This is a genomic window from Streptomyces sp. NPDC002623, assembly GCF_053592635.1.
In genome coordinates, this window is the sequence record NZ_JBSFWB010000001.1 from 226272 (window position 1) to 250898 (window position 24627).

Annotated in this window: 12 protein-coding genes; 7 read left to right on the plus strand and 5 right to left on the minus strand. The window is 72.5% G+C overall.

Annotation, left to right across the window (positions count from 1 at the left end; translation table 11 throughout):
• Positions 1-37 precede the first annotated feature (37 nt).
• The gene (locus ACWD4O_RS00930) at positions 38-850 is read right to left on the minus strand and encodes a PaaX family transcriptional regulator (RefSeq protein WP_451276092.1); all 813 of its coding nucleotides are present in this window, start codon (positions 848-850) and stop codon (positions 38-40) included.
• A 15-nt stretch (positions 851-865) separates the two neighbouring features.
• On the minus strand, positions 866-2497 hold the full coding sequence (locus ACWD4O_RS00935; protein ID WP_451276094.1) for an AMP-binding protein: 1632 nt from the start codon (positions 2495-2497) through the stop codon (positions 866-868).
• A 228-nt stretch (positions 2498-2725) separates the two neighbouring features.
• Here ACWD4O_RS00935 and ACWD4O_RS00940 point away from each other — a divergent pair, with 228 nt between their 5' ends.
• Both ACWD4O_RS00940 and ACWD4O_RS00945 read left to right on the plus strand, forming a co-directional pair.
• On the plus strand, positions 2726-3922 hold the full coding sequence (locus tag ACWD4O_RS00940) for an acyl-CoA dehydrogenase family protein (RefSeq protein WP_451276096.1): 1197 nt from the start codon (positions 2726-2728) through the stop codon (positions 3920-3922).
• Positions 3919-4320, plus strand: coding sequence for a RidA family protein (locus ACWD4O_RS00945; protein ID WP_451276098.1), 402 nt, complete (start codon positions 3919-3921; stop codon positions 4318-4320). The genes ACWD4O_RS00940 and ACWD4O_RS00945 overlap by 4 nt, the downstream gene beginning before the upstream one ends.
• Positions 4321-4365: 45 nt before the next feature.
• Here the strand turns inward: ACWD4O_RS00945 and ACWD4O_RS00950 are convergent, their stop codons facing one another.
• On the minus strand, positions 4366-4548 hold the full coding sequence (locus tag ACWD4O_RS00950; RefSeq protein ID WP_451276100.1) for a DUF5999 family protein: 183 nt from the start codon (positions 4546-4548) through the stop codon (positions 4366-4368).
• Between the two features lie 230 nt (positions 4549-4778).
• On the opposite strand from ACWD4O_RS00950, the gene ACWD4O_RS00955 reads away from it, so the two are divergent.
• Positions 4779-5207: a DUF6299 family protein gene (locus tag ACWD4O_RS00955; RefSeq protein WP_451276102.1), complete on the plus strand. Its 429-nt coding sequence runs from the start codon at positions 4779-4781 to the stop codon at positions 5205-5207.
• A 77-nt stretch (positions 5208-5284) separates the two neighbouring features.
• Here ACWD4O_RS00955 and ACWD4O_RS00960 read toward each other — a convergent pair whose 3' ends face one another.
• On the minus strand, positions 5285-7492 hold the full coding sequence (locus ACWD4O_RS00960) for an MMPL family transporter (protein WP_451276104.1): 2208 nt from the start codon (positions 7490-7492) through the stop codon (positions 5285-5287).
• Positions 7493-7764: 272 nt separating this feature from the next.
• Between ACWD4O_RS00960 and ACWD4O_RS00965 the strand changes: the two genes are divergently transcribed.
• From ACWD4O_RS00965 to ACWD4O_RS00975, 3 genes are all read left to right on the plus strand, one after another.
• Positions 7765-9558 carry a fatty acyl-AMP ligase gene (locus ACWD4O_RS00965; protein WP_451276106.1) on the plus strand — a complete coding sequence of 598 codons (1794 nt, stop codon included), beginning with the start codon at positions 7765-7767 and terminating at the stop codon, positions 9556-9558.
• 120 nt (positions 9559-9678) lie between these two features.
• Positions 9679-17319: an ACP S-malonyltransferase gene (gene fabD / locus ACWD4O_RS00970; protein WP_451276713.1), complete on the plus strand. Its 7641-nt coding sequence runs from the start codon at positions 9679-9681 to the stop codon at positions 17317-17319.
• Positions 17316-22115, plus strand: a complete 4800-nt coding sequence (locus tag ACWD4O_RS00975; RefSeq protein WP_451276108.1) for a beta-ketoacyl synthase N-terminal-like domain-containing protein — start codon at positions 17316-17318, stop codon at positions 22113-22115. Before fabD ends, ACWD4O_RS00975 begins: the two co-directional genes overlap by 4 nt.
• Before the next feature lie 41 nt (positions 22116-22156).
• Here ACWD4O_RS00975 and ACWD4O_RS00980 read toward each other — a convergent pair whose 3' ends face one another.
• The gene (locus ACWD4O_RS00980; protein WP_451276110.1) at positions 22157-22813 is read right to left on the minus strand and encodes a TetR/AcrR family transcriptional regulator; all 657 of its coding nucleotides are present in this window, start codon (positions 22811-22813) and stop codon (positions 22157-22159) included.
• A 138-nt stretch (positions 22814-22951) separates the two neighbouring features.
• Here ACWD4O_RS00980 and ACWD4O_RS00985 point away from each other — a divergent pair, with 138 nt between their 5' ends.
• The gene (locus tag ACWD4O_RS00985; RefSeq protein ID WP_451276112.1) at positions 22952-24619 is read left to right on the plus strand and encodes a bifunctional 3-(3-hydroxy-phenyl)propionate/3-hydroxycinnamic acid hydroxylase; all 1668 of its coding nucleotides are present in this window, start codon (positions 22952-22954) and stop codon (positions 24617-24619) included.
• Positions 24620-24627 lie beyond the last annotated feature (8 nt).

Consider the following 24627-nt stretch of genomic DNA (forward strand, 5'->3'; position numbering starts at 1 on the left):
CGCCGCGTACACCGCGTCCGCCGACTCATGAGCAGGCTCACACCCCGGCGAACTCCGCCCCCGCGTCCCGCAGTCGCTCGTGCAGCCCCTGGAACACGGCCGCCGACCGGGTGCCCGGCCAGTTCGCCGGCAGCAGACGGGCAGGCAGGCCCGGGTCCGTGTAGGGCAGGTGGCGCCAGGAGTCCAGGGCGAGGAGGTAGTCGCGGTAGGCCTCCTGCGGCGGAGTGTCCGGCCGCTGCTGCCAGGCGTGCAGCACGCGCGCGTGGCGGTCGAGGAACGTCTCGTGCTCCTTGGCGATCGCCGCCAGGTCCCACCAGCGGGCGACGGCCTCGACGGTCGGCGCGAAACCGAGGTGCTCGCCGCGGAAGAGGTCGACGTACGGGTCGAGGCGCAGTCGGCGCAGGGTGTGCCGGGTCTCGTCGTGCAGCCGCGCCGGCGCGATCCACACCCCGGGCGCCGCCGTACCGAAGCCCAGCCCGGCCAGCCGGGACCGCAGCACGTGCCGCTTCTGCCGCTCCGACTCCGGAACGGAGAACACCGCCAGCACCCAGCCGTCGTCCGCGGGGGGCGCCGTGGCGTAGATGCGCCGGTCGCCGTCGTCGAGCAACTGCCGTGCCTCGTCGGAGAGTTCGTAGCCGGCCGCGCCCTGCGCCGTACGCGCCGGCAGCAGCAGCCCGCGTCGCTTGAGTCTGGACACCGAGGAGCGTACGGAGGGCGCGTCGACACCGACGGCGGCGAGCAGCCGGATCAGCTCGGCGACGGGCACCGGGCCCGCTGCGAAGCGGCCGTACGCGCCGTAGAGCGTGACGATGAGAGACCGAGGTGCGGGCTGATCGGACACGTTGATCATCTTAGGTCTTCGGCATCAGTGCTGGTCACCATTGGTGTAACCGCTTGCGCGCAACCTGAATCTCTGCAGCTTCCCGGTCGCGGTGCGCGGCAGCGCGTCCAGGAGGACGAACTCGCGCGGACACTTGTACGGTGCCAGTTCCTCCTTGAGGAAGGCGCGCAGCGCCTCAGTGTCACGTCGGGCGCCCTCCCGCAGGACGGCGAACGCCACGACCGCCTGCCCCCGGCGCTCGTCGGGGCGGCCCACGACCGCCGCCTCGACCACGTCCGGGTGGCGCAGCAGCGCCTCCTCGACCTCGGGACCGGCGATGTTGTACCCGGCCGAGATGATCATGTCGTCGGCGCGGGCGACGTAACGGAAGTAGCCGTCGGCCTCGCGGACGTAGGTGTCGCCGGTGATGTTCCAACCGTCGCGCACGTACTGCTGTTGTCGCGGGTCGGCGAGGTAGCGGCAGCCGATCGGGCCGCGCACGGCGAGCAGTCCGGGCTCGCCGTCGGGTACGGGTGCGCCGGCCGCGTCCTGCACGCGCGCCTGCCAGCCCGGGACGGGGACGCCGGTGGTGCCGGGGCGGACGTGCTCGTCGGCGGCGGAGATGAAGATGTGCAGCAGTTCGGTGGCGCCGATGCCGTTGATCAGCCGCAGTCCGGTCCGTTCGTGCCAGGCCTGCCAGGTGGCGGCGGGCAGGTTCTCACCGGCGGAGACGCAGCGCCGCAGCGACGACACGTCGTGGGCGCCGACGCCGCCGGGTTCGCCGAGGTCACCGAGATCGCCCAGCATCGCGCGGTATGCGGTGGGCGCCGTGAACAGCACGGTCACCCGGTGCTCGGCGATCGCGGGCAACAGTTGCCGAGGGCCCGCCTGCTCGAGCAGCAGCGCGCTGGCGCCGGCCCGCATCGGGAAGACGACGAGTCCGCCGAGGCCGAAGGTGAAGCCGAGCGGGGGACTGCCGGCGAAGACATCGTCGGGAAGCGGTTTCAGCACATGCCGCGAGAAGGTGTCGGCGATCGCCAGCACATCCCGGTGGAAGTGCAGACACCCCTTCGGACGGCCGGTCGTGCCGGAGGTGAACGCGATCAGCGCGACGTCGTCGGAAGCGGTTTCGACAGCTTCGTACGGCTCGGTCGGCGCCGGGCGGTTCAGCAGGTCGTCGTCGGCGTCACCCCCGTACGTGGTGATCCGCAGCCCGGGTATGTCCGCCTTGGCGAGGTCGTCGACAGCTCTGATGTCGCACAGAGCGTGCTGCACGTGCGCGATCTCGCACATCGTGCGCAACTCGTTCGGCCGCTGTTGAGCCAGGACGGTGACCGCGATCGCGCCCGCCTTCAGCACCGCCAGCCAGCAGGCCGCGAGCCATGGCGTGGTGGGCCCGCGCAGCAGCACCCGGTTGCCGGGGACGACCCCGAGGCCGCCGGTGAGCACATGCGCGATCCGGTCGACACGGGCGCGCAGCTCCCCGTACGTCCAGGACGGTCCGGCGAGGGTGTGGAACACGGGTCGGTCGGGAGCGGCACGGTCGAGCAGCTCGGCGGCGCAGTTCACCCGTTCGGGGTAGTCCAGTTCGGGCAGCTCGAAGCGCAGCTCGGGCCACTCGCCGGGCGGCGGGAGGTGATCGCGCGCGAAGGTGTCGACGTGGGCCGAGACGTTCATGGGCGTTCAACCCCTTGCCTGGAGGGACTGTCCGGCTGGGCGTCGTAGCAGGCTCGCGCAACGAGCGTATCGCGTCGGTGACGACAGTCAACGGTACGCGATACCGTCGGGGGGCGGACGACAGTTACGGCACAGACGTACGGCAGCCGGCCCAGCTACGACAGACCCGCACGGCAACCACGCACGGCAACCACGCACGGCAGACACGCACGGCAGAGGGGACAGGCGATGCCCGCATTCTCGCTCGAACCGGCACAGACCGCCTGGTGTGCGGAGCTGCGCACACTGGCCGCCGACCGACTGCGCCCGCTCGCCGAGAAGGGTGAACCGGGCCGCGTCAACCGTCCGCTCGTGGCCGAACTCGGCCGGCTCGGCCTGTTGGCCCGGCTGTTCACCTCCGGCGCAGTCGACCTCTGTCTGATGCGCGAGTCCCTCGCGTACGCCTGCACGGAGGCGGAGACCGCGCTGGCGCTGCAAGGCCTGGGCGCGCATCCGGTCCACGCGCACGGCACCCCCGCTCAGCGGGAGCGTTGGCTGCCGGGTGTCGCCGACGGCAGCGCGGTGGCCGCCTTCGCGTTGAGCGAGCAGGGCGCGGGCTCGGACGCGGCGGCGCTGTCGCTGGCCGCCGAGCGGGACGGCCCGGGCGGCTCCGGCTGGCGGCTCACCGGTGAGAAGTGCTGGATCTCGAACGCGCCTGAAGCCGATTTCTACACCGTTTTCGCCCGCACGACCCCCGGGGCGGGATCCCGTGGCGTAACCGCTTTCCTCGTTCCCGCCGACCGCCCCGGTCTCACCGGCTCCGCCCTCGACATGCTCTCCCCGCATCCCATCGGCGCCCTCCGTTTCGACGCCGTACCGGTCACGGTGGACGATGTGCTCGGCGAGACCGACCGCGGCTTCCGGGTCGCCATGGGAACGCTCAATCTGCTCCGCCCCAGCGTCGGCGCCTTCGCCGTCGGCATGGCGCAGGCCGCCCTCGACGCCACCCTCGCCCACACGGCCGAACGGGACGCCTTCGGCGGCAAGTTGATGGACCTTCAGGTGGTCGCCCACCAGGTCGCCGAGATGGCTCTGCGCACGGAAGCGGCCCGTCTGATGGTCCACGCGGCGGCGACGGCGTACGACAGCGGCGCGCCGGACGTCCCGAAGCGCGTCGCGATGGCCAAGCTGCTCGCCACCGAGACCGCGCAGTACGTCGTGGACGCGGCCGTCCAACTCCATGGCGCACGGGCGCTGCGCCGCGGTCATCTCCTCGAACACCTCTACCGCGAGGTGCGCGCGCCACGGATCTACGAGGGGGCCAGTGAGGTCCAACGCGGCATCATCGCCCGGGAGTTGTACACGGAGCGCGCCGAGCACGCGGAGCACGCGGAGCACGCGGAGCACGCAGAGCCTGCCGAGCAAGTCGACCTGGAGGCCAGGTGACCACCCAGCGCGTCAACCCGCCCGAACTCTCCCCGCCCACCGGCTTCTCCCACGCCGTCGTCGCCACTGGCGGCCGCATCGTTTTCCTGGCCGGTCAGACCGCGTTGGACGTCGACGGAAAGGTCGTGGGGGAGACGCTGCCGCAGCAGTTCGCGCAGGCGCTCGCCAACCTGCTGGCCGCGCTGACGGCGGCGGGCGGCAAGGCGTCGGACCTGGCGCGCGTCACGGTCTACGTCACGGACGTCGCCGCCTATCGGGAGCATGCCGCCGAGCTGGGCCGAATCTGGCGGGAGTCGGCGGGCCGGGAGTACCCGGCGATGGCAGTCGTCGGGATCGTACGACTCTGGGACGAGCAGGCCCTCGTCGAACTGGACGGGTTCGCAGTGCTGGACCGGTGAGGTGACCTGCCGGCCGGGCCTGCCGACCGGGGTCGGTGATTGGGATCAGGCCGCGACGGCCAGCCGGGGCGCGGTCACCCGGTGCGGGTCCACGACGCGGCCGTCGGGGAGGAGCTCGCCCGAGTCGTCGAAGACGATCGTGCCGTCGCACATCAGGTTCCAGCCCTGCTCGGGGTGGGCGGCGACGACGTGCACGGGGTGAGCGTCGGAGAGCTGGTGGGAACACATGGCGCACCTCCACGTCGGTGGGGTCGGCCGTCCGGTCGGCCCGCATGGATAGACCATGCGCCCGCGCCGGAGCCATCGCCAGGGGGTGCCCGAAAGCGTGACAGCACCAGGACAACTCCAGGACCGTTCGTCGACCACCGGTGCGGACTCGCCACCGAAGGAGTGACGGTCACCGTCCGGAGTGCGTCCGCCCGGTACCAGTGGAGGCCCCCACAACAGGAGGTTCTTCCATGTCGTTGCGCCCTGTCCTGTCCGCGGCCGCCGGTGCCGCCCTGCTCCTGCTGGCCGCCCCGGCGGTCACCGCCGTCGCGGCCCCGACGGAGTCCGTCACCGTCGACGAGGTCGGCCGTATCGCCTCCGACGGCACCGTGACGCTGTCCGGCACGTACCGCTGCACCGGCGGCACGGGTCCCGTCTTCGTCAGCTCCTCCGTCCGGCAGAACTCCGGGAACAACCGGCACGGCGTCGGCGGCACCCGCGCTGTGTGCGACGGCGCCGAGCACGCCTGGAAGAACACCGGCAAGGTCGCCCCGGACGCCCTCGTACCCGGAGCGGCCCACGTCGAGGCCACGCTGCTGGAGCTCAGCCCCGAGGGCGGCCTGCCCCTGCCCCGCTTCCACGCGGTACAGGAGCGGGACATCACGCTCGCCGAGGGCTGAGCGGCGGGACCGGGGCGCGGTGTCGTCCGGCACCGCGCCCCGGTCGGCGGACCCTTCGCGGCCGGGGAAGGGTCCGGTCAGGTCTCGGCGAGTCCGTAGCGGGCGTGCAGGCGGGCCAGTGGGGCGGGCGCCCACCAGTTGGTCCGGCCCGCGAGGTGCATGAGGGCGGGAGCCAGCAGGATGCGGATCACGGTCACGTCCAGCAGGATGGTGACGACCATGCCGACGCCGACGATCTTCAGCGGGACCACGGGCGATGACGCCTGCCCCAGGAAGACCACGATGATGAGCGCGGCGGCCGAGGTGATCAGGGGAGCCGTGCGGCGCACCGCGGCCTCGATGGCGGCGGAGTTGTCCCCGAGTGTCAGGTAACTCTCCCGGAACGCGGAGAGGAGAAACACCTCGTAGTCCATGGAGAGCCCGAAGGCGATGGCGATCACCAGGATGGGCATCATGATGTCGGTGGTGCCGACCGGTGTGAACGCGCCGACGAGACCCTGCAGATGGCCGTCCTGAAAGATGAAGACCATGGCGCCGAGGGCCGCGGTCATGCTCAGTCCGGTGAGCAGGAGCGCTTTCAGCGGCACCAGGACGCTGCCGGTGAAGGCGAACAGCAGGACGAACATGGACAGGGCCACCCACAGGACCGCGAGCGGCAGACGATCGGCGAGCGCACTCCTGGTGTCCTGCAGCAGGGCGACCCCGCCACCCAGCAGCGGTGGCACGGGCGCGGACACGTCGCGCACGGCTTCCAGCGAGCGCAGAGCCCGGTCGCCGTCGGAACGGTCGCCGGCCAGCGTGACCCTGAGCCAGGTGTCGGAGCCGTCGGTGTAGGAGCGTGTGGCGGACGGAGCCGACGGCAGCCGGCCGCCATGCGTGTAGGCGCCGGTCGCGCCTTCGACGTGACGTACCCCGGGGACACGGGAGAGGGCGCGCGCGTAGTCCCCGGTGCCGGCCGAAGCCTGTCGGCTGTCCGCCGCGCCGGGGAGCACCACCGCGATCTGGGGAGCGGACAGCTGCGGGAAGTCCTCGCGTACGCGGTCGGAGGCCGCCCTGACCGCGGTCCCCGCGGGAAGTGCCCGGTCGTCCGGGAAGCCGAAGGACACTCCCGGGAACGGCGCGGCCAGCGTCACCAGCAGGACTGTCACCGCCACAGCCACCAGCGCCGGGGCTCGCCGTACGAGCCGGGCACTGGCGGACCACACCCAGTTCGTGGCCTTTTTCGCGCGCCCTTCGCCGTCGCGGGTACGGGGTGTGGTCCCGGTCTGCAGCCGACGGCCCAACAGGGCGAGCGCGGCCGGCAGGACCACCCCGGTGGCCAGCGCGGACAGCAGCGTCACGATGATTCCACCGAAGGCCACGGTCCTCAGGAACATCGTCGGGAAGACGAGCAGCGCGGCCAGGGACAGCGAGACCGCCACCGCTGAATACGCCACGGTCCGACCCGCTGTGACCATCGTCGTCCGCAGCGCTGCCCCCGTGTCCGCACCGGAGTCGAGCTCACTCCGGAAACGCGTCACCATGAACAGGCTGTAGTCGACGGCCAGGCCGAAACCGAGAGCGCTGGCGATGTTGAGGGCGAAGACGCTGACCGGTGTGAGCGTCGCCAGTGTGCCGAGCAGCGCCGCGGTCGTCGTCACGGACAGCACGCCGACGAGGACGGGAAGCAGTGCCGCCAGCAGGCTGCGGAAGACCAGGATCAGCAGGAGCAGCACCAGTGGCGCGGTCAGCAGTTCGGCCCGGATCAGGTCGCGATGGCTCTGCTCCTGCAGTGCCTCCAGAACCGCGGAGGATCCGGCAGCCGCCACGGTGACCGGCCCGTGCCGACCGAGGACGGACGGCAACAGGCGCGCCACGGCCTCGCTGACCTCTTTCTCGTCCCCTCGGTATTTCACCGCGATCACGGCGCTTCGGCCGTCTCGGGCGCGCATCGCCGCGCGCATCGCCGGATCGCCGCCCCAGAATGAGGAGACGTAATGGACCGGAGCCGCGCGTCGTACGGTCCCGGTCAGCTCCTGGCCCGCCGTCGCAACGTCCGGCGCATTGACCGGCTGCTTGCTGTCGCGAGGTTCCACGAGCAGAAGTACGTCGGGGCTGCCGGCGCCGAACTTCGCGCCCAGGATGCGCTCCGCCCGGACCGAAGCGGCTGACGGCGGATACATTCCACCGGCCATGAGCCGGTCCGACGTCAGCACTGCGACCAGGCCGGAGAGCAGGACGCACAGGGCGGCGACGGCCAGAACGGTACGGGCACGGAAATGAGAAAATCCGACCATATTCTTCATGCCGATCGCGTTATTTCGGGAATTGGGAGGATCGGCACAGTACCACCGACGACGGCGGACTCATCGCGAGGAAATCGCATGGATCTGCTGCCGGTTGACCAGGGAAACGTCTCTTCTTTCCTCCAGTCTTTTCGCCGGGATATTCCCTTTGTCGGGAGCCGTTTTCTTTATCGGGGCAACAGTCCGCTCACGCCGTGTCCTCCGTCCGGAGCGGGGCGTTGGTGGATCAGACCCAAGATCGTGAATCGACTGCGACAAGGAGAGCCCGGACTGTGTCGGTTTCGCTCCCTGAACCTTCCGGTGTCGCCGACAGGGATTCGGCCTGTTCGGCCCTGCCGCCGCACCATCCCGTAGCGCGACTGCGCCGCCTTGCCCACGACCGGCCCCACGACATCGCCTACCGTTTCATCGGCAGCCACGGCGGAACCGTGGACGAACCCCTCACCTGGACCTACGCGGAACTGGACCGCCGGGTCCGCGCCGTCTCCGCCGCACTTCAGTCACGGTGCGCGCCAGGGAGCCGGGCCGCGCTGGTGTGCCCGCAGGGTCCGCAGTACGTCACGGCCTTCCTCGCCTGTCTGTACGCGGGAGTCGTCGCCGTCCCCCTCTGCGAGGCCGACGCGGTGGGCGGCACCGACCGGCTGTCGTCGGTCCTGCCCAGTTCCGGCGTCCAGGTGGTCCTCACCGACGACGCGGGCGGCGAGGACGTCCGCCGCCTGCCTGCCGGCAACCCGCGGCTCACCGGGTACGAGGTGATCCGGACCGACCAGGTGCCCGGGGACAGGTCCGACGACTGGCTGCCCGTCGACCTGGCTCCGGAGACGGTCGCCTACCTCCAGTACACCTCCGGGTCGACATCCGCCCCGCGCGGCGTGCAGATCACGCACGGCAACATCGCCCGGGCCGTGGCCCAGGTACGTACCGCGTTCCGGGTCGGCCCGTCGAGCGTCGCCGTCAGCTGGCTGCCGCTCTACCACGATCTCGGCCTGATGCTGGGTGTCCTGGGGCCGCTGGGGCTGGACGCCTCCTGCGTCCTGATGGGGCCGGCCGACTTCATCCGCAGACCTCTCACCTACCTCGGCGCGATCAGCCGGTGGCGCGGCACCATCACGTCCGGGCCGTGCTTCAACCTCGACCTGTGCGTGGACCGGGTGCGCGGAGCCGCCCTGGACGACCTGGACCTGTCCGCTCTGCGCGTCCTGGGCAACGGCGGCGAACAGGTCAGGGCGTCGGCCCTGCGCCGCTTCTCCGAACATTTCGCCCGGTGCGGCTTCCGCCCCGAAGCGCACACCCCGTCCTACGGGCTTGCCGAGGCCACCCTGGTGGTCACCTGCGTGCCCCTGGACGAGGCGCCCCGGGTGCTCGTCTGCGACCGGGAGGCGCTGGCCGGCGGAGACGCGGTCGCGGCGGACGCCGGCACGACGCCCGACCGGGTCGTGGAACTGGTCAGCTGCGGAGCACCCGTGGACCAGCGTGTCTGCGTCACCGACCCGACCGGCCGGGTGCTGCCCGACCGCCGAGTAGGAGAGATCTGGACCTGCGGCGGGAACGTGAGCCCCGGCTACGCGGGAGATCCCGGCATCGGGACCTTCCACGACCGGCCCAGGGACGTGGACGACGACACGGACGGCGCCTGGCTGCGCAGCGGCGACCTCGGTTTCCTGGCGGACGGTCAGCTGTACGTGACCGGCCGGGTCAAGGACGTCGTCATCATCAACGGCCGCAACCACTGGCCCACCGATCTGGAGGCCACCGTCGAAGACGCCGTGCCCGCCTTCCGGCCGAACCGGATCGCCGCCTTTCGGTTCGACGTCACCGGTCGCGAACGCCTGGTCATGGTCGCCGAAGTGGATCCCAGGGCCGTACGCGAGCAGCAGATGACGGACACCGTCGTGGAGCAGGCCGTGCGCACGGCGCTGCTGGTGCGGCACGGCGTCGAACTGCACGAACTGGTTCCCGTGCAGCCGGGCAGTCTGCCCATGACCAGCAGCGGCAAGCTCCGGCGCGGGGCGTGCCGGGAAGCGTACGCATCGGGTCGGCTGCTCCGGGCTGCCGTCCTCGGGTAGCTCCCCTCCGCAGTTCCCGTCACCCGGCGGGCGGGCAGCAGCTCGCGCGGGCCGACCGGCGAACCGTCCATCTCACCACCTGTATCCCCTCATTCGGAGCAATCAGTAGTGATCGCGCTTGTGTTCCCCGGGCAAGGCTCCCAGCACCGCGGGATGGGAGGGGAACTCTTCGCACGGCTCCCGGACCTCACCGCCCAGGCCGACGACGTCCTCGGGTACTCCATCGCGCAGTTGTGCCTGAGCGACCCCGACGGGCGGCTCGGCGACACCCGATACACCCAGCCCGCGATGTACGTCGTCAACGCCCTCGCCCACCGGGACTGGTCGGAGCGGCACGACGGCCCGCCCGACTTCCTGGCGGGCCACAGCCTGGGGGAGTACAACGCCCTCGAAGCCGCCGGCGTCTTCGACTTCGCCACCGGCCTGCGCCTGGTGCGGCGGCGTGCCGAGCTCATGTCCCGGGCCGTCGGCGGCGGCATGGCCGTGGTCATCGGTCTCGGCGCCGACGACCTCGCCGACGTCCTGGCGCGTCGCGGAGGCGACGACATCGACGTCGCCAACCACAACACCGCCGACCAGCTGGTCATCTCGGGCCCGGCCGAGAGCATCGCGCGGATCGGCCCGCACCTGTCGGCGGCCGGTGCCGACTGCCGCACGCTGCCGGTGAGCGGCGCCTTCCACTCCCGCTACATGCGGGACGCGGCGGACGCCTTCGCCGGCTTCGTCGCCGGATTCGAACTGGCGCCGCCGCGGATCCCGGTGATCGCCAACACCACCGCCGCACCGCACCACGAGGACATCGGCGCCGAACTGGCCCGACAGATCGCCGCCCCCGTGCGCTGGGCCGACTCGGTGCGCCGTCTGCTCGACGCGGGAGTGAACGACTTCCAGCAGGTCGGGCCGGGTACGGCGGTCATCGGGATGGTGCGGGCCGTCCGAGCGGCCCAGCCGGGCCGTCCCGCCCGCGCGCGAGCGCCGCTGGACGACGAGTCGTACGTCCGGCTCCTCGAACGCGATCTCGTGCACGCTGTGCGGGACATGCTGGCGACCACCGGCCGGCAGAACGCCGCGGTCACCTCGGCATCGGTGCTCGCCGCGCTCGGCTTCGGCTCCGTACAACTCATCGAGTTCTCCGGCCGCCTCAGCGATCGCCTGGGGGCCGATGTGACGCCGTCGGTCTTCTTCGAGCACCAGACGGTGGGCGCGCTCGCCCGCCATCTGGCGTCCGCACACAGGGACCGGATGCCGCAGGTGTACCCGGCCGACCCGGCGGCCGACGAGACGCACTCGGCGGTCGGCGAGACGCATCCGGCGGTCGGCGAGACGCATCCGGCGGTCGGCGAGACGCATCCGGCGGTCGGCGAGACGCACCTTGCCGCTGGTGAGACGCACCTGGCCGTCGGCGGCGCGGAGTCGGCGCGTCCCTTGCCGTCGACTCCGGTCCCCGTCCCGTCGCCCCGCCCCGTCGACAGGCCGACCGCGGCCGCCGCGGGCGAGCCGATCGCGGTGATCGGCGTCAGCGGCGCCTTTCCGGGCGCCGACGACCTCCCCACGTTCTGGGAGAACCTGCTCGCCGGACACGACGCCGTCGGCGAGGTCCCGGCCGACCGCTGGGACTGGCGGGCACTCGACGGCGGACCCGACCACCTGTCCGAGCAGGCGGCGCCCCGGCGCTGGGGCGCCTTCCTCCGCGACGCGGCCGCCTTCGACTGCTCCTTCTTCGGGATCTCCCCCGCGGAAGCGCTGCTGATGGACCCACAGCAACGGCTGTTCCTGCAGACCGTCTGGCACACCGTGGAGAACGCGGGCTACCGTCCCTCCGACCTGGACGGCAGTCGCACGGGCGTCTTCGCCGCGGTCAGCGGCATGGACTACATCGAGGCGCTGACCACCGCCGGCATCCCGGTCGAGGCCCGAACGGCCACCGGGCTGGCGCACTCGGTACTCGCAGGCCGTGTCTCCTACCTTCTGGGACTGCGCGGTCCCAGCGAGCCGGTGGACACCGCCTGCTCGTCCTCCCTGGTGGCCCTGCACCGTGCCGTGCGCAGCATCCGGCTCGGTGAATGCGACCAGGCCATCGCCGGAGGAGTCAACGTCCTCGCCGCACGGAGCGGCTTCGTCGCCTTCAGCCAGGCCGGAATGCTCGCCCCGGACGGCCACTGCAAGACCTTCGACGCGACGGCCGACGGATACGTCCGCGGCGAAGGCGTCGCCGCCGTCCTCCTCAAGCCGCTCGTCCGGGCCGAGGCCGACGGCGACCACGTCCACGCGGTCATCCGGGGGAGCGCGGTCGGACACGGCGGCCGGACCGCCTCGCTCACCGCCCCCAGCCCGGACCGTCAGGCCGACGTGATCGTCGCCGCCTGGCGGGAGTCCGGCCTGGATCCCTCCACCGCCGGGCTGATCGAAGCCCACGGAACCGGCACCGAACTCGGTGACCCGGTCGAGATCGAAGGACTGCGACAGGCGTTCCGGACGCTGTACGACGACTGGGGCCTGGCCGATCCCGACGAACCGCACTGCGGCATCGGCTCGGTGAAGACCTCCATCGGTCACCTGGAGGCCGCCGCGGGCATGGCCGGGCTGGTCCAGGCCGTACTCGCGATCCAAGGCGGCCGACAGCCCGCCCTGCGCGGCTTCACCACCCCCAACCCGCACCTCCGGCTGGCCGGTTCCCCCTTCCGGCTGCTGGACCGGACCCGCACCTGGCCCCGTCCCGTCGGGCCCGACGGTCGCGCACTGCCCCGCCGCGCCGGAATCAGCTCGTTCGGCTTCGGCGGCGTCAACGCCCACGTGGTGCTGGAGGAGTACCTTCCGACGACTCCGCAATCACGGCTGCAGCCGCAGCCGCAGCCGCAGCCGCAGTCGCAGGCACATGCACAGGTGGACGGCCGGGCATACGTCGTGCCGTTGTCCGCGCGTACCGCCGTCTCGCTGCGCGCCCAGGCCGATCGGCTCGCCACGCGGCTGCGTGCCGCTCCGGCGCCCGACGACGTCCCGGCGTACGGCCTGGTGGATCCCGCGGACCTCCCCGACCTCGCGGCCACCTTGCAGACCGGGCGGGAGGCCATGCCGCACCGGCTGGCGGTCGTCGCACAGAACCTCGCGGAACTGCGGGCCGGTCTCGAAAGCTTCTGCCGTGACGACACCGAGGCCCCGGGCGTCCATACCGGCATCGCCACGGACGCCCTCGCCGACCTCGGAGCGGATCCGCCCGGCGCGGCCTACCTCGCCGGGCTCACCGCGGGCGGCAGGCTCGACCGGCTCGCCCAGTTGTGGACGTCCGGCGTCGATCTGGACTGGGCCGTGCTGCGTCCGGCGGGTCCGCACCGCCGACTGCCCCTGCCCGGCTACGCCTTCGAGCGGCGCCGGTTCTGGCCCCGGCCGCAGCCGAGCCACGCGGCCGCCCGGGCGCGCCCCGGCCAGGGCGACGGCACGCCCCCGTCGGCAGACCCCTCCTCGGCGCACACCGGGGACGAGGTCGCCGAGGCGCTGCTGGACGAGTTCGCCGAAGTGCTCAAGTGGGACCGGACCGAGATCCACGTGGACACCCCGTTCGAGCGGCTGGGCCTGGACTCGGTCACGGTGCTCCAGCTGCGCCGACGCCTGGAGCACCGGTACGGCCCGCTGTCCACCACGGTCTTCTACACCTACAAGACCCTCCGTGAACTGGCCTCCTATCTCGCCCGACAGTCCGGCGCCCCCGCCCCCACCCCCGCTCCAGCCCCCGCCACCGTCACCGTCACACGTGCCGGCCTCGTCCCGCCGACCGAGCGGACGCGGCCGGAACCTGCCGGCTCCGCGTCGGGCCTCGACATCGCCATCGTCGGCATGAGCGGCCGCTACCCGGGCGCCCGCACCGTGGCCGGGTTCTGGCGCAATCTGCTGGGCGGCGTGGACTCGGTCCGGGAAATTCCCCTGGACCGGCCGGGTTTCCGCCGGTACGCCGAACTGGCGCGGGAACGACACGGGGACGACTGGCCGCGGTGGGGCGGCTTCCTGGACGACGTCGACGCCTTCGACGCCTCGTTCTTCCACATCGCCCCCGTGGAGGCCCGCTTCCTCGACCCTCAGCAGCGGCTCTTCATCGAGACGGCCTGGGAATGCGTCGAGGACGCCGGTTACCCGCCCGCCGCCCTCGCCGATTCCGCCGCGGGCGACCGCCGGGCGCCGGTCGGCGTGTTCTGCGGCGTCACCTACAACAACTACCAGCTGTTCGGCGCCGAGGCGGTCGCCCGAGGCGAGTGGGTGGCGGTCGAGTCGCAGACGTTCTCCGTGGCGAACCGGGTGTCGTACCTGATGAACTTCGGCGGTCCCAGCCTCACCGTCGACACCGCCTGCTCCTCGTCCCTGTACGCGGTGCACCTCGCCTGCGAGAGCATCCGGCGCGGCGAGTGCGACGCGGCGATCGCCGGAGGCGTGAACCTCTCCCTCCACCCGACGAAGTACATGATGCTGCAGGAGGCGGGGTTCCTCGCGAGCGACGGCCGGTGCCGGGCCTTCGGCGCGGGCGGCGACGGCTATGTTCCGGCCGAGGCCGTCGGCGCCGTGCTGCTCAAGCCGCTCGCGCGGGCACTGCGCGACGACGACCACGTCTACGCGGTCGTCAAGGGGTCGGCGGTCAACAGCGACGGCCGGACCCTGGGCTACAGCGTCCCCAACCCCGTCGCGCAGACCGAACTGGTCCGGGCGGCCATGAAGTCGGCGGGCGTCACCGCGGACACGATCGGCTATGTCGAGGCCCATGGCACCGGCACCAGCCTCGGCGACCCCATCGAACTGCGCGCGCTCACCGACGCGTACGCCCCGGCGGGCAGGGCCGGTCAGTACTGCGCCGTCGGCTCGGTGAAGTCGAACATCGGCCATGCGGAAGCGGCGGCCGGTATCGCCCAGCTGACGAAGACGGCGTTGCAGCTGCGGCACCGCACGCTGGTCCCGACCCTGCTGCACTCGGACCGCACCAACCCCGAGATCCCCTTCGAGGAGACTCCTTTCCGGGTCCGGGAGGAATGCGGCTCCTGGGAGCCGCTGCGAGACCCCGAGGGCACGCCGCTGCCGCGCCGGGCGGGCATCAGCTCCTTCGGCGCGGGCGGCGTCAACGTCCATCTCGTGCTGGAGGAGGCGCCCCGGCAAGCCCCTCGGCGCCGGCCCGACCGCCGCCCCCGGATCCTCGTGCTGTCCGCCGACGATGGGACCGCGCTGCGGCGGTACGCCGTACGGCTGCGGACGTTTCTGACCGACTGCACGAACGCCCCCGAAGACGACGCCGAGGAAACCCTCACTCTGCTCGACCTGGCCTACACCCTGCAGTGCGGACGGAGTGCCCTGTCCCATCGGCTGGCATTCGTCGCCACCGACCGGAACGAGGCGGTCCGCGCCCTGGACGCCTACCTGGACGGCGACGTCCGGCTGGACGGCACGGTCGGGCACCCGGCGGTGCACACAGCTGTCGCACCGCGCCGGCCCCGGCCGGCGGCGGACGGCGAACTGATGGGCCTCGCGCAACGCGCGCAGTGGGACGACATCGCCCGCACCTGGGCGCAGGGCGCGTCCTGGACCTGGCAGGAGATGTACACGGCCGACGAGAACCCACGCCGGACGCCCGCTCCGCTGTACCCCTTCAGCCGCGATCGGTACTGGCTCGACGACGGGCGGCCGGACATCCCGACGGCGAGGCAGCCCGGCGGCGCACCCGACTCCGGCATGGCCGCCGCGCTGGCCGCCCTTCCGGAGAGCGAGCGGCACTCCTTCCTCGTCGAGCAACTCCGGGCGGAGCTGGGGCGGTTGCTCCAGTACTCCCCGGGCGCCCTGCCCGACCCCGACCGCGGTTTCGTCGAACTCGGCCTGGAGTCCGTCTTCGCCGTCCAGCTCGGTACCCGGATCGAGGAGGAACTCGGCGTACCGATGTACGCGACCGTCACGTTCGACCACCCGACCGTCACGGAGCTGGCCCGGTACCTGCTGGAGAAGATCGGTTCGGGTACATCGGGTACATCGGGTACATCGGCTGCATCGGGTATGTCAGGTACGTCGGGCTCCGCGGTGACCACGGCGCCGGGCGTGGGGCGGTCGCCCGCCGCCGAGCTCCCGGAACCGCGGTTCGAGAAGACGTTCTACGAGGGGACCTGGGAAGCGGCCCCCCTGTCCGGCCCGGCGGGCGGCCCCGCCGTCTGGTCGACCGGGGCGGTGGTCCTCGACACGGACGACGCACTAGCCCGGGCACTGGCCCGGCAGCTGCGCGATCAGGGCTCGGACGCCCCGGTGATCCTGGTCCGGCCCGGAGAGACCTACGACCGCACCGGTGACGACGAGTACGTCGTACGGCCGGGACAGGACACGGACCTGACCCGGCTGGTGCGGGACCTCGCCGCCCGGCCGGGCGGGGTGCCCGGGGTGTTCGTCCACCGCTGGGCGTGCGGCGCCGAGGCGGCCGCCCCGACACTCGACGCACTCCTCGACGCGGGTGTCCGCTCGGTGTTCCCACTGGTCCGCTGCCTCACCTCCCTGCCCGACCCGGTGCGGCTGCTGGTGCTCGACGAGTACACCGAGAGCGAGGGACCGCGACCGCTGGTGGAGGCGTTCGGAGGGTTCGCGCGCTGCGTACGGCACGAGAGCCCACGGCTGACGTGCCAAGCCCTGTCCGTGGCCGGAGACACCGCCGATGCCCTGCCCGGACCGGCGCGGGTCATCGAGGCGTGCGGCGCCGAGCTCGGCGTCCCGGATCCTCCCACCGAGGTCCGCCACGGTCCCGGCGGCCGCTTCGTGCGGCGGATGCGGGCCCTCCTCCCGGCCGCTGGGAAGCCGCGGGCGGTCCGGCTCACCCCGGACGGCACCTACCTGATCACCGGCGGCCTCGGGGCGCTGGGCCTGGTGTTCGCCGCACACCTGGCCGGGCGCGCTCCCGGCTGCACCGTGGTCCTCGTCGGCCGGTCGGCGCCGGATCCCGGGCAGCGGGAGGCGATCGACCGGATCGCGGCGATCGGCGGCACCGTCGAACACGTCGTCGCGGACGTGGGCCGCGAGGACGACGTACGCCGCCTGCTGGCGCGGGTACGGAGCCGGCACGGCGGACTCGACGGCGTCATCCACGCGGCAGGCCGCATCCAGGACGCTCTGGTGACCAACAAGACCGCGCAGGACGTGGACGAGGTCCTCGCCGGGAAGCTCGCCGGCGCCGTCCACCTGGACGCCCTCACCCAGGGCGACGACCTGGACTTCTTCATGATGTTCTCGTCGCTCACCGCACTGACCGGCAACGCCGGACAGAGCGACTACGGCTACGCCAGCGCCTTCCTCACCGCCTTCGCCCGGCACCGAGAGCTGCTGCGGGTGCGCGGCGAACGCCGCGGCCGTGCCATCGCGGTCATCTGGCCGTACATGCGGGACGGCGGGATGCGGATCGATGCGGCGACCGAGGGCTACCTGCTGCGCCGCCACGGCCTGGCCCCCGTGGACACGGACCTCGCCACCGAGGCGTTCGACGCCGCCCTGGCCACCGGCGGACCGGAGTTCGGCGTGCTGTGCGCGGACCTCGGAAGGCTCGCCCGGACGCTGCCGATCCTGAACGCAGAGAACGCAGAGAACGCAGAGAACGCAGAGAACGCACAGAACGCAGAGAACGCAGAGAACGCAGCAAACACCGAGAACGCAGCGAACGCCGAGAACGCCCAGGACTCCGCCGGGCCGGACGCCATGCGGGCGGACTCGGCGGACGAGCTGCGGAACGCGCTGACCGACGAGCTGAAGGAGCTGGGGTTGTGACGCTGCATCAGGAGGATCTGCTGCAGCGGTCCTTGACAGCCATCCGCGCCCTGCGCGCCGAACTCGCGCAGGAGCGCTCCGCCAGGCGACAGCCGATCGCCGTGGTGGGCATGGCCTGCCGCCTGCCCGGCGGCGCGGACTCGCCGGAGCGCCTCTGGGACCTGCTGGACCAGGGCCGGGACGCGGTCACCGAGGCCCCGGCCGACCGATGGCCGACGGAGCTGTACTACTCCGCCGACCCACAGGCCCCGGGCCGGATGTACACCACCAGCGGCGGATTCCTGACCGGGGACGTCGACGCGTTCGACGCGGGCCTGTTCGGTGTCTCGGCACAGGAAGCGGCCCAGATGGACCCGCAGCACCGGCTGCTGCTGGAGACCGGCTGGGAGGCGCTGGAAAGCGGCGGACTCCTCGCCGAACGGCCGGACTCGCGGCGAGTCGGCGTCTTCGTCGGCATGTCGGGCTCCGACCACTCCCGGGTGCCCGTCCCGCCCCAGGCGGTCGGACCGTTCACCGCCACCGGCATCGCCCCGAGCATCGCCGCCGGGCGGATCGCCCACACACTGGGGCTGCGCGGACCGGCCCTCGTCGTCGACACCGCGTGTTCCTCGTCGCTGGTGGCCGTCCATCTGGCGGTGCGGAGCCTGCGGCTGGGCGAGTGCGATGCCGCACTGGCCGGCGGGGTCAACCTGTTGCTCGCACCCGAGCCGTACGTCGCTCTGTGCAAGATGGGTGCGCTGTCCCCCACCGGAAGGTGCCGCACCTTCGACGCCGCCGCCGACGGCTATGTCCGGGCCGAGGGCTGCGGCCTCGTCGCTCTCATGCGGCTGTCCGACGCCCGTGCGGTCCGGGCTCCCGTGCTGGCGGTGGTCCGCGGCTCCGCCGTCAACCACGACGGCAGGGCCGGTGGGGTGACCGTGCCCAGCGAACGGGCCCAACGGGAGCTGCTGCGCGAGGCGCTGCGGGACGCCGGAGCCGACCCGCACGAGATGGGCTACCTGGAGACGCACGGCACCGGGACGCCGCTCGGCGATCCGATCGAGATCCGCGCCGCCGCCGACGTCCTGTGCCGGGACCGGCCCGCGTCCCGTCCGCTGGTCCTCGGCGCGCTGAAGTCCGCCATCGGACACCTGGAACCGGCCGCCGGCGTCGCGGGGCTGATCAAAACCGTGCAGGTACTGCGGCACGGCCGGATCCCGGGCAACCTCCATCTGACGGAGCCCAACCCGCGGCTGGGCGCGGACAGTCTTCCGGTGATCCTTCCCGACCGGTCACTGACCTGGCCGGCGGGCGGGCGCGGACGGATCGCGGGAGTGAGTTCCTTCGGCTTCAACGGAACCAACGCCCACGTGGTGCTGGAGGACGCGGAGACCGCGGCCCCGGAACACGATGGTGCCGCCCCCCTGCCGCGGCGCAGGGCGCAGCTGCTGCCGCTGTCGGCGGCCGGACCCGACGCCGTGCGCGACCTCGTGCGCCGGCTCGCCGACTGGGCCGCCGCCCACCCCGACGCGGATCCCGCGGACATCGCCCACACCCTCGGATCCCGCCGCCGCCACTTCCCCTACCGTGCGGCACTGGTCACCACTGCCTGCGGCGCCGCGCTCGGCGCCGAGCTGCATGCCCTGGCAGCCCGTCTCGTACCGGACCGGCCCTGCCGATCCGGTCGGCACACGGCCCTGTTCCTCGACGCGGACCTCGTCCAGGCGGCGGAGCACACCGCGCAGTTGTCCGCCGTCAGCCCGGGTTTCCGGGCCGCACACGAGGAATGCCTCGCCCGGCTGCGGGCCACCGCGGCGGGACCGGCAGCCGCGGTACTGGCAGTCGCCGCACCGGATCCGCGCACGGCGGCGGACCCCGACCGGACGTCCCGGCTCGAACCGCTCCCGGCCGACGTGCTCCGCTTCACCTACCAGCTCGCACTGGCCCGGCTGCTGGCCGACCGGTGGGGCATCGCCCCAGCCGCGGTGGGCGGCCGCGGCCCGGGCGCACTGGCCGCCGCCTGCGTCGCCGGGATCATGGACGTACCGGCCGCCGGGGCGTACCTCGCGGCCCGCCGCGGTGCGGGCCCGCCGCCCACCGCCACTCTGGCCCCGCCCCGGCTGCGCTTTCTCACCGGCCCCGGGCCGGCGGCGAACGGCGGGCGACCGACCGATCCCGGTTACTGGCTCTCGGAAGAGACCCGAGCGGGTGCCGGTCCCGAGGAAGGACCGGACTCCGTCCGCGCGGTCCTCGCCCCGCTGACGGACAGCGGCTACGCCACGTTCGTCACCGTCGGCCCGGCACCGGCCCCGGCCGCAGCCACGGCCCTGGCCCCGGCCGCAGCCACGGACGTGTCCGGTGAGCCGTCGGACGTCCTGTGGTGGACGATCACCCGGACGACCGCGGTCGGCGACGCGGCCGGTGACGCGGCCCGCGATCCCGGGAGCGGACCGGAGCTGTGGCCGCGGCTGCTCGAGGGCCTCGCATCGGCCTATCGAGCCGGAGCCGCTGTCACCTGGGACGGGGTGCACGACGGTGAGCGCCCCCTCCGGCTGCCGTTGCCCACCTACCCCTTCCAGCGCAGCCGCCACGCCCCGCCGGTGCCGCGCGCCGACGGCTTCCGGGCCGCCGCCGCGCATCGACCCGACGGGGCCGCCCCCCTGCCCACCGGTCCGACGGCGCTCAGGCAGGTACGGTCCCCGCTGCCCGACCGGCAGTTCGAGACCGTTCTCAGCCGGCGACTGCTGCCGGCGCTGGCCGACACCGGCGGGGTTCTGCATCTGGGCCACTACCACGACCTGCTGACCCAGGTCGCCCGTGAGCTGGGCGGGGCCTCGTCGTACGAGCTGCGCGAGGTGGTGTTCGCCCACGCGCTGCGGTTCGCCGACGAGCGCCGTTCGGTGCAGATCGTCGTCGAGGACGAGGTCGAGGTCGAGGACGAGGTCGAGGACCGGGCCGACCGCGACGACCATGACGGCTGGCGCGCCTTCACCGTGCACAGCGTCGTCGACGGGGAGACGCGCTGGCACAGGCATGTGCACGGCGAGTTCCGCATCCGTCGTCCCTCCGCGACAGCGCCCGAACTGTCCGAGCAGGACCGCCGGGTGCTCCGCGAACGACTGCCCGTCCACACCCGAGGTGACGACTTCTACCGGGACCTGCGCAGACGCGGTGTGGCACTGGGCAGTTCCGTCATGTGTGTCGAGGAGGCCTGGTCGAGCGACGGCGAGGTCCTTGCCCGACTGCGCGCCACCGGACCGGACGGGCCCCACCCGAACATCACCCCCGGTGACTCGGCGCGCCTGCATCCCGGAGTGCTGGACGCCTGCGCCCAGCTGTACGTCCTCGCCGCGGGCGAACGCCTCCCCGCCGATGCCGCGTTCATCACCTCCTCGCTGGCCCGGTTCGGCCTCGACAACACGCCCGGTCCCGGCGGCCAGCCGCTGTGGGCGCACTTCAGCCTGGCCGAACCGGCGGACGGGCGGAGCCTGGTGGGCGGCTACCGGCTCTTCGACCACACAGGGCGGCGCCTGCTCGCCGAGTGCGATGGAGCGGAGGCCCGCCTCCTGCCCCCGGACGTCGTCGCTCATCAGGTGCGCGATCACGTGAGGACGGCGGCCACCGAGGCAGAGACGGACCGGGCCGCACCCGATGGGCCGCGACGCCCCGACACCGTGCGGCGGCTGCGGCATGCCGAGCCGGACCAGAAGCCGGAGATCCTCGTCGCGTACCTGACCGACGTGCTGGCGGACCTGGTCACCGTGGACGCGGAAGAGATGCGCGAGCATGCGGTCGCCGACCTCGGAATCGACTCGCTCGCCGCCCTGGAACTGCGTCGGCGACTGTCCGCGGATCTCGGCGCCGACGTACCGCTGGACGTACTGGTGGACGGCCCCACGGTGGGCGAACTGGCCGCCCTGCTCGCCGCCCTGCCCGCCTTCCGACCGGCTCCCGCGGCCGGCGCCCCAGCAGAGGCAAGGGACCCGGAGCCTGGCGGGAAACGGCACTCCGCCCCGGTGTCCGGCGACCCGGCCCGCTGGCTCCGACACCACAGACTCAGCCAGAACCCCCGGGTCCGGTTGTTCTGCCTTCCCTACGGCGGACGCGGCGCGTCCGTCTTCCGCACCTGGGCGGCCGTGCTACCGGACGACATCGACGTCTGTCCGGTGCAGTTGCCGGGCCGGGAGGACCGCTGGCAGGAACACCTGCTGGAGGACTGCGAGGAAGCCGTGCGCCTCCTCGCCGAGGCACTGGACCGGTACACCGACCGCCCCTTCGCGTTCTACGGGCACAGCATGGGCGCGCTGCTCGCCTATCGGCTCGCCCACGAGTTCGGCACGCTCCGGGGCGGGCCGCTGCGGCATCTCTTCGTCGCGGCCTTCACCTCGCCCTCGCTCGGCCCCAACCCCTTGGCGACACGGATCGCGGAAGCCCACCGGTCCCTCGGACACTCCGCGCCGGATGCGTTCGAGGGGGATCTCGAGGGGGACTTCGAGAGCCTGGGACGCGCTGTGCGGGAGTGCCTCGGCGAGGAAGCCGGGCAGCAGTTGACGGGCGTGCTGGATCCCGTCGGCCGCGCCGATCTGCGCATCGTCCACGGGTACAAGCCGTCGACGGCTGGAGCGGACCTTCACGCGCCCGTCACGGCGCTGCACGGACGCCGGGACCCGCTGGTCAGCGAGGAGGGCATGAGCGCGTGGAAGGCAGTGACGACGGGCGACTTCCGGCTGGAGACATTCCCCGGGGACCACTACTTCTGCCATCCGGACCAGGAGCGGACCGCAGTGCTCTCCTTGCTCCGCGACCAGCTGTGCTGAGCTGCCCGTGGGGACGGTCCTCAGCCGGTGCGGGGAGCCGGTCAGGCACTGCTCCCCGCTGCCATGCGGGCCGCCGCGTCGTGGACCAGTCGTGCGTGCAACTGGAGCATCTCCACCAGATCGGCGGAGTCGCCGGTCAGCTCCCGCTGCAGGAACAGGCCGTCGGCACCGGCCATGGCATAGGTGGCGAGGTTGCGTACGGCCTTCTCGTCCAGGTCCGGGAACAGAGTCCGGATGAATTCGGTCGTCTTCCGGCAAGCGATGTCGCGCATCTGAAGGAACACGGTGCGCCCGCGGCGCTCGGCAGGGCACCGCACCAGGCCGAGCATGAGGCCCAGGCGCAGGAAGTCGGGCGCGGCGACAAGCGTCCTGGTCACGTTCGCCGCCATGAATCCGACCTGTTCGAGCGGGGTGCCCGGCGCTGTGCCCGGTGCTGTGCCCGGTGCTGTGCCCGGGGACTCCAGTGCCGCGAGCCAGGTCGTGAAGCCGCGTTCGACGACCGCGGCGATGAGGTCGTCCTTGTCCTTGAAGTGCCAGTAGATCGAACTGGCGGGCAGTCCGCACTTGGCGCTGACCGCCGCGATGGACGTGCCCTCGTACCCGCGCTCGCCCGCGATCTCCACGGCGGCGTCGAGGATGCGCTGCCGCGACTGGGCTCCGTTCGCCCGCTGCGTGCGCGGCGCCTGCGGCTTGGTCATCCGACACCCTTCTCCTGCCCGTGCTTCGGCACTTGCTCCGCTCCGGCGTCGAACCTACTGTCACCGTCGCGCCAACCGTCGCAAACGTCTCGTAAGAGGGAAAATCGTCATTATAGGGTTTATCGGTGAGGTGGCCGGGTGAGTGAGACGAGAGCCGAGGACGGCGCCTACGACGTGGCCGTGGTCGGCTACGGGCCGACGGGCGTCACGGCCGCGAACCTGCTGGGCGCGATGGGCCTCGACGTCGTCGTCCTGGAACGCGACGCCGAGGTGTTCTCCCGCGCCCGTGCCATCTCCACCGACGAGGAGGTGCTGCGGATCTGGCAGCGCGTCGGCCTGGCCGAACGGCTGAAGCAGGACATGCTGGCCGAGCGGCCCGTGGAGTTCGTGGACGCGCGTGGCCGTACCTTCATCCGGGCCCGCCCCACGCCGCGCGGGCACGGCCATCCGCCGCAGATGTTCCTCTACCAGCCCGCGCTGGAGCAGGTCCTGCGCGAGGGCGTGGCCCGCTACCCGAACGTGGAAGTGCTGCTCCGGCACGAGTGCCTGCGGGTGCAACAGGACGCGGAAGGCGTCGACCTGACGGTGGCCGAAGCCGAAGCCGAAGCCGAAGCCGAAGCCGAAGTCGACTCCGACTCCGACGCCGACGCCGAAGCCGACGCCGACTCCGATTCCGTACGACGTCTGCGCGCCTCCTACGTCATCGCCGCCGACGGCGGATCCAGCCCGATCCGATCGCAGCTCGACGTGGGCTACGAGGGGCGGACGTACGAGGACCGCTGGGTGGTCGTCGACACCGAGATGCTCAAGCCGTGGCCGGACCACGACCGGCTGCGTTTCCGCTGCGACCCCGCGCGCCCGGCGGTCGACTGCCCGACCCCGCTCGGCCATCACCGCTGGGAGTTCCCCGTCCTGCCCGGCGACGACGAGACGTACCTGACCACCGAGGAAGCCATCCACGCGATGGTCGGGCGGTACGGGATCGGCAGGGACAGCATCAAGATCCTGCGGGCCACCGTGTACAGCCACCACGTCCGCTTCGCCGCCCGCTTCCGGGCCGGCAGGGTCTTCCTGGCGGGCGACGCCGCGCACGCCATGCCGCCGTGGATCGGCCAGGGCATGGCCGCCGGGGTGCGGGACGCGGCCAACCTCTGCTGGAAGCTCGCCGCCGTGCTGCGCGGCGAACTGCCCGAGACCGTCCTCGACTCCTACGAGGCCGAACGCAAACCGCACGTCAAGGAGGTCACCGAACGGACGGTGTTCGTCGGCCGGATCATCACCGAACGGCGGCGTCCGGTCACCCGGCTGCGCGACACCGTGCTTCCGGTCCTGAGCCGTGTGCCGGGCCTGGCCCAGTGGCTGCAGGACTCCCACTGGATCCCCGTCGCCCGCTACGGCACCGGCCTCCAGGCCGGCCCGCGCACCCGCGGGTCCGGCCGCCAGATCCCGCAGCCCTGGGTCACCGCACCCGACGGGGCACGCGTACGGCTGGACGACGCGCTCGACGGCGGCTGGCTGCTGCTGCACGCGCGTACAGCCACCCCCCAGCCGCTGTGGGACGTCCCCTCGCTCACCGTCACACCCGCAGGATCCCGCCCCGGGGAGGGCACCCTCGTCGACAGCGACGGCGTTCTGCTGTCCTGGCTCGCCGAACACCGCGCGGCCACCGTCGCCCTGCGCCCCGACGCCTACGTCTACGCGACCGCCCCCACGGGCGCCCCCTTGCCGCCGCCCCCGCCCGGATTCGTCCCGACACCGTCCCACCGGCGCCGCAGCACCCCGTCGGACCCGCATTCGTGCAGGTGAAGCCAGGT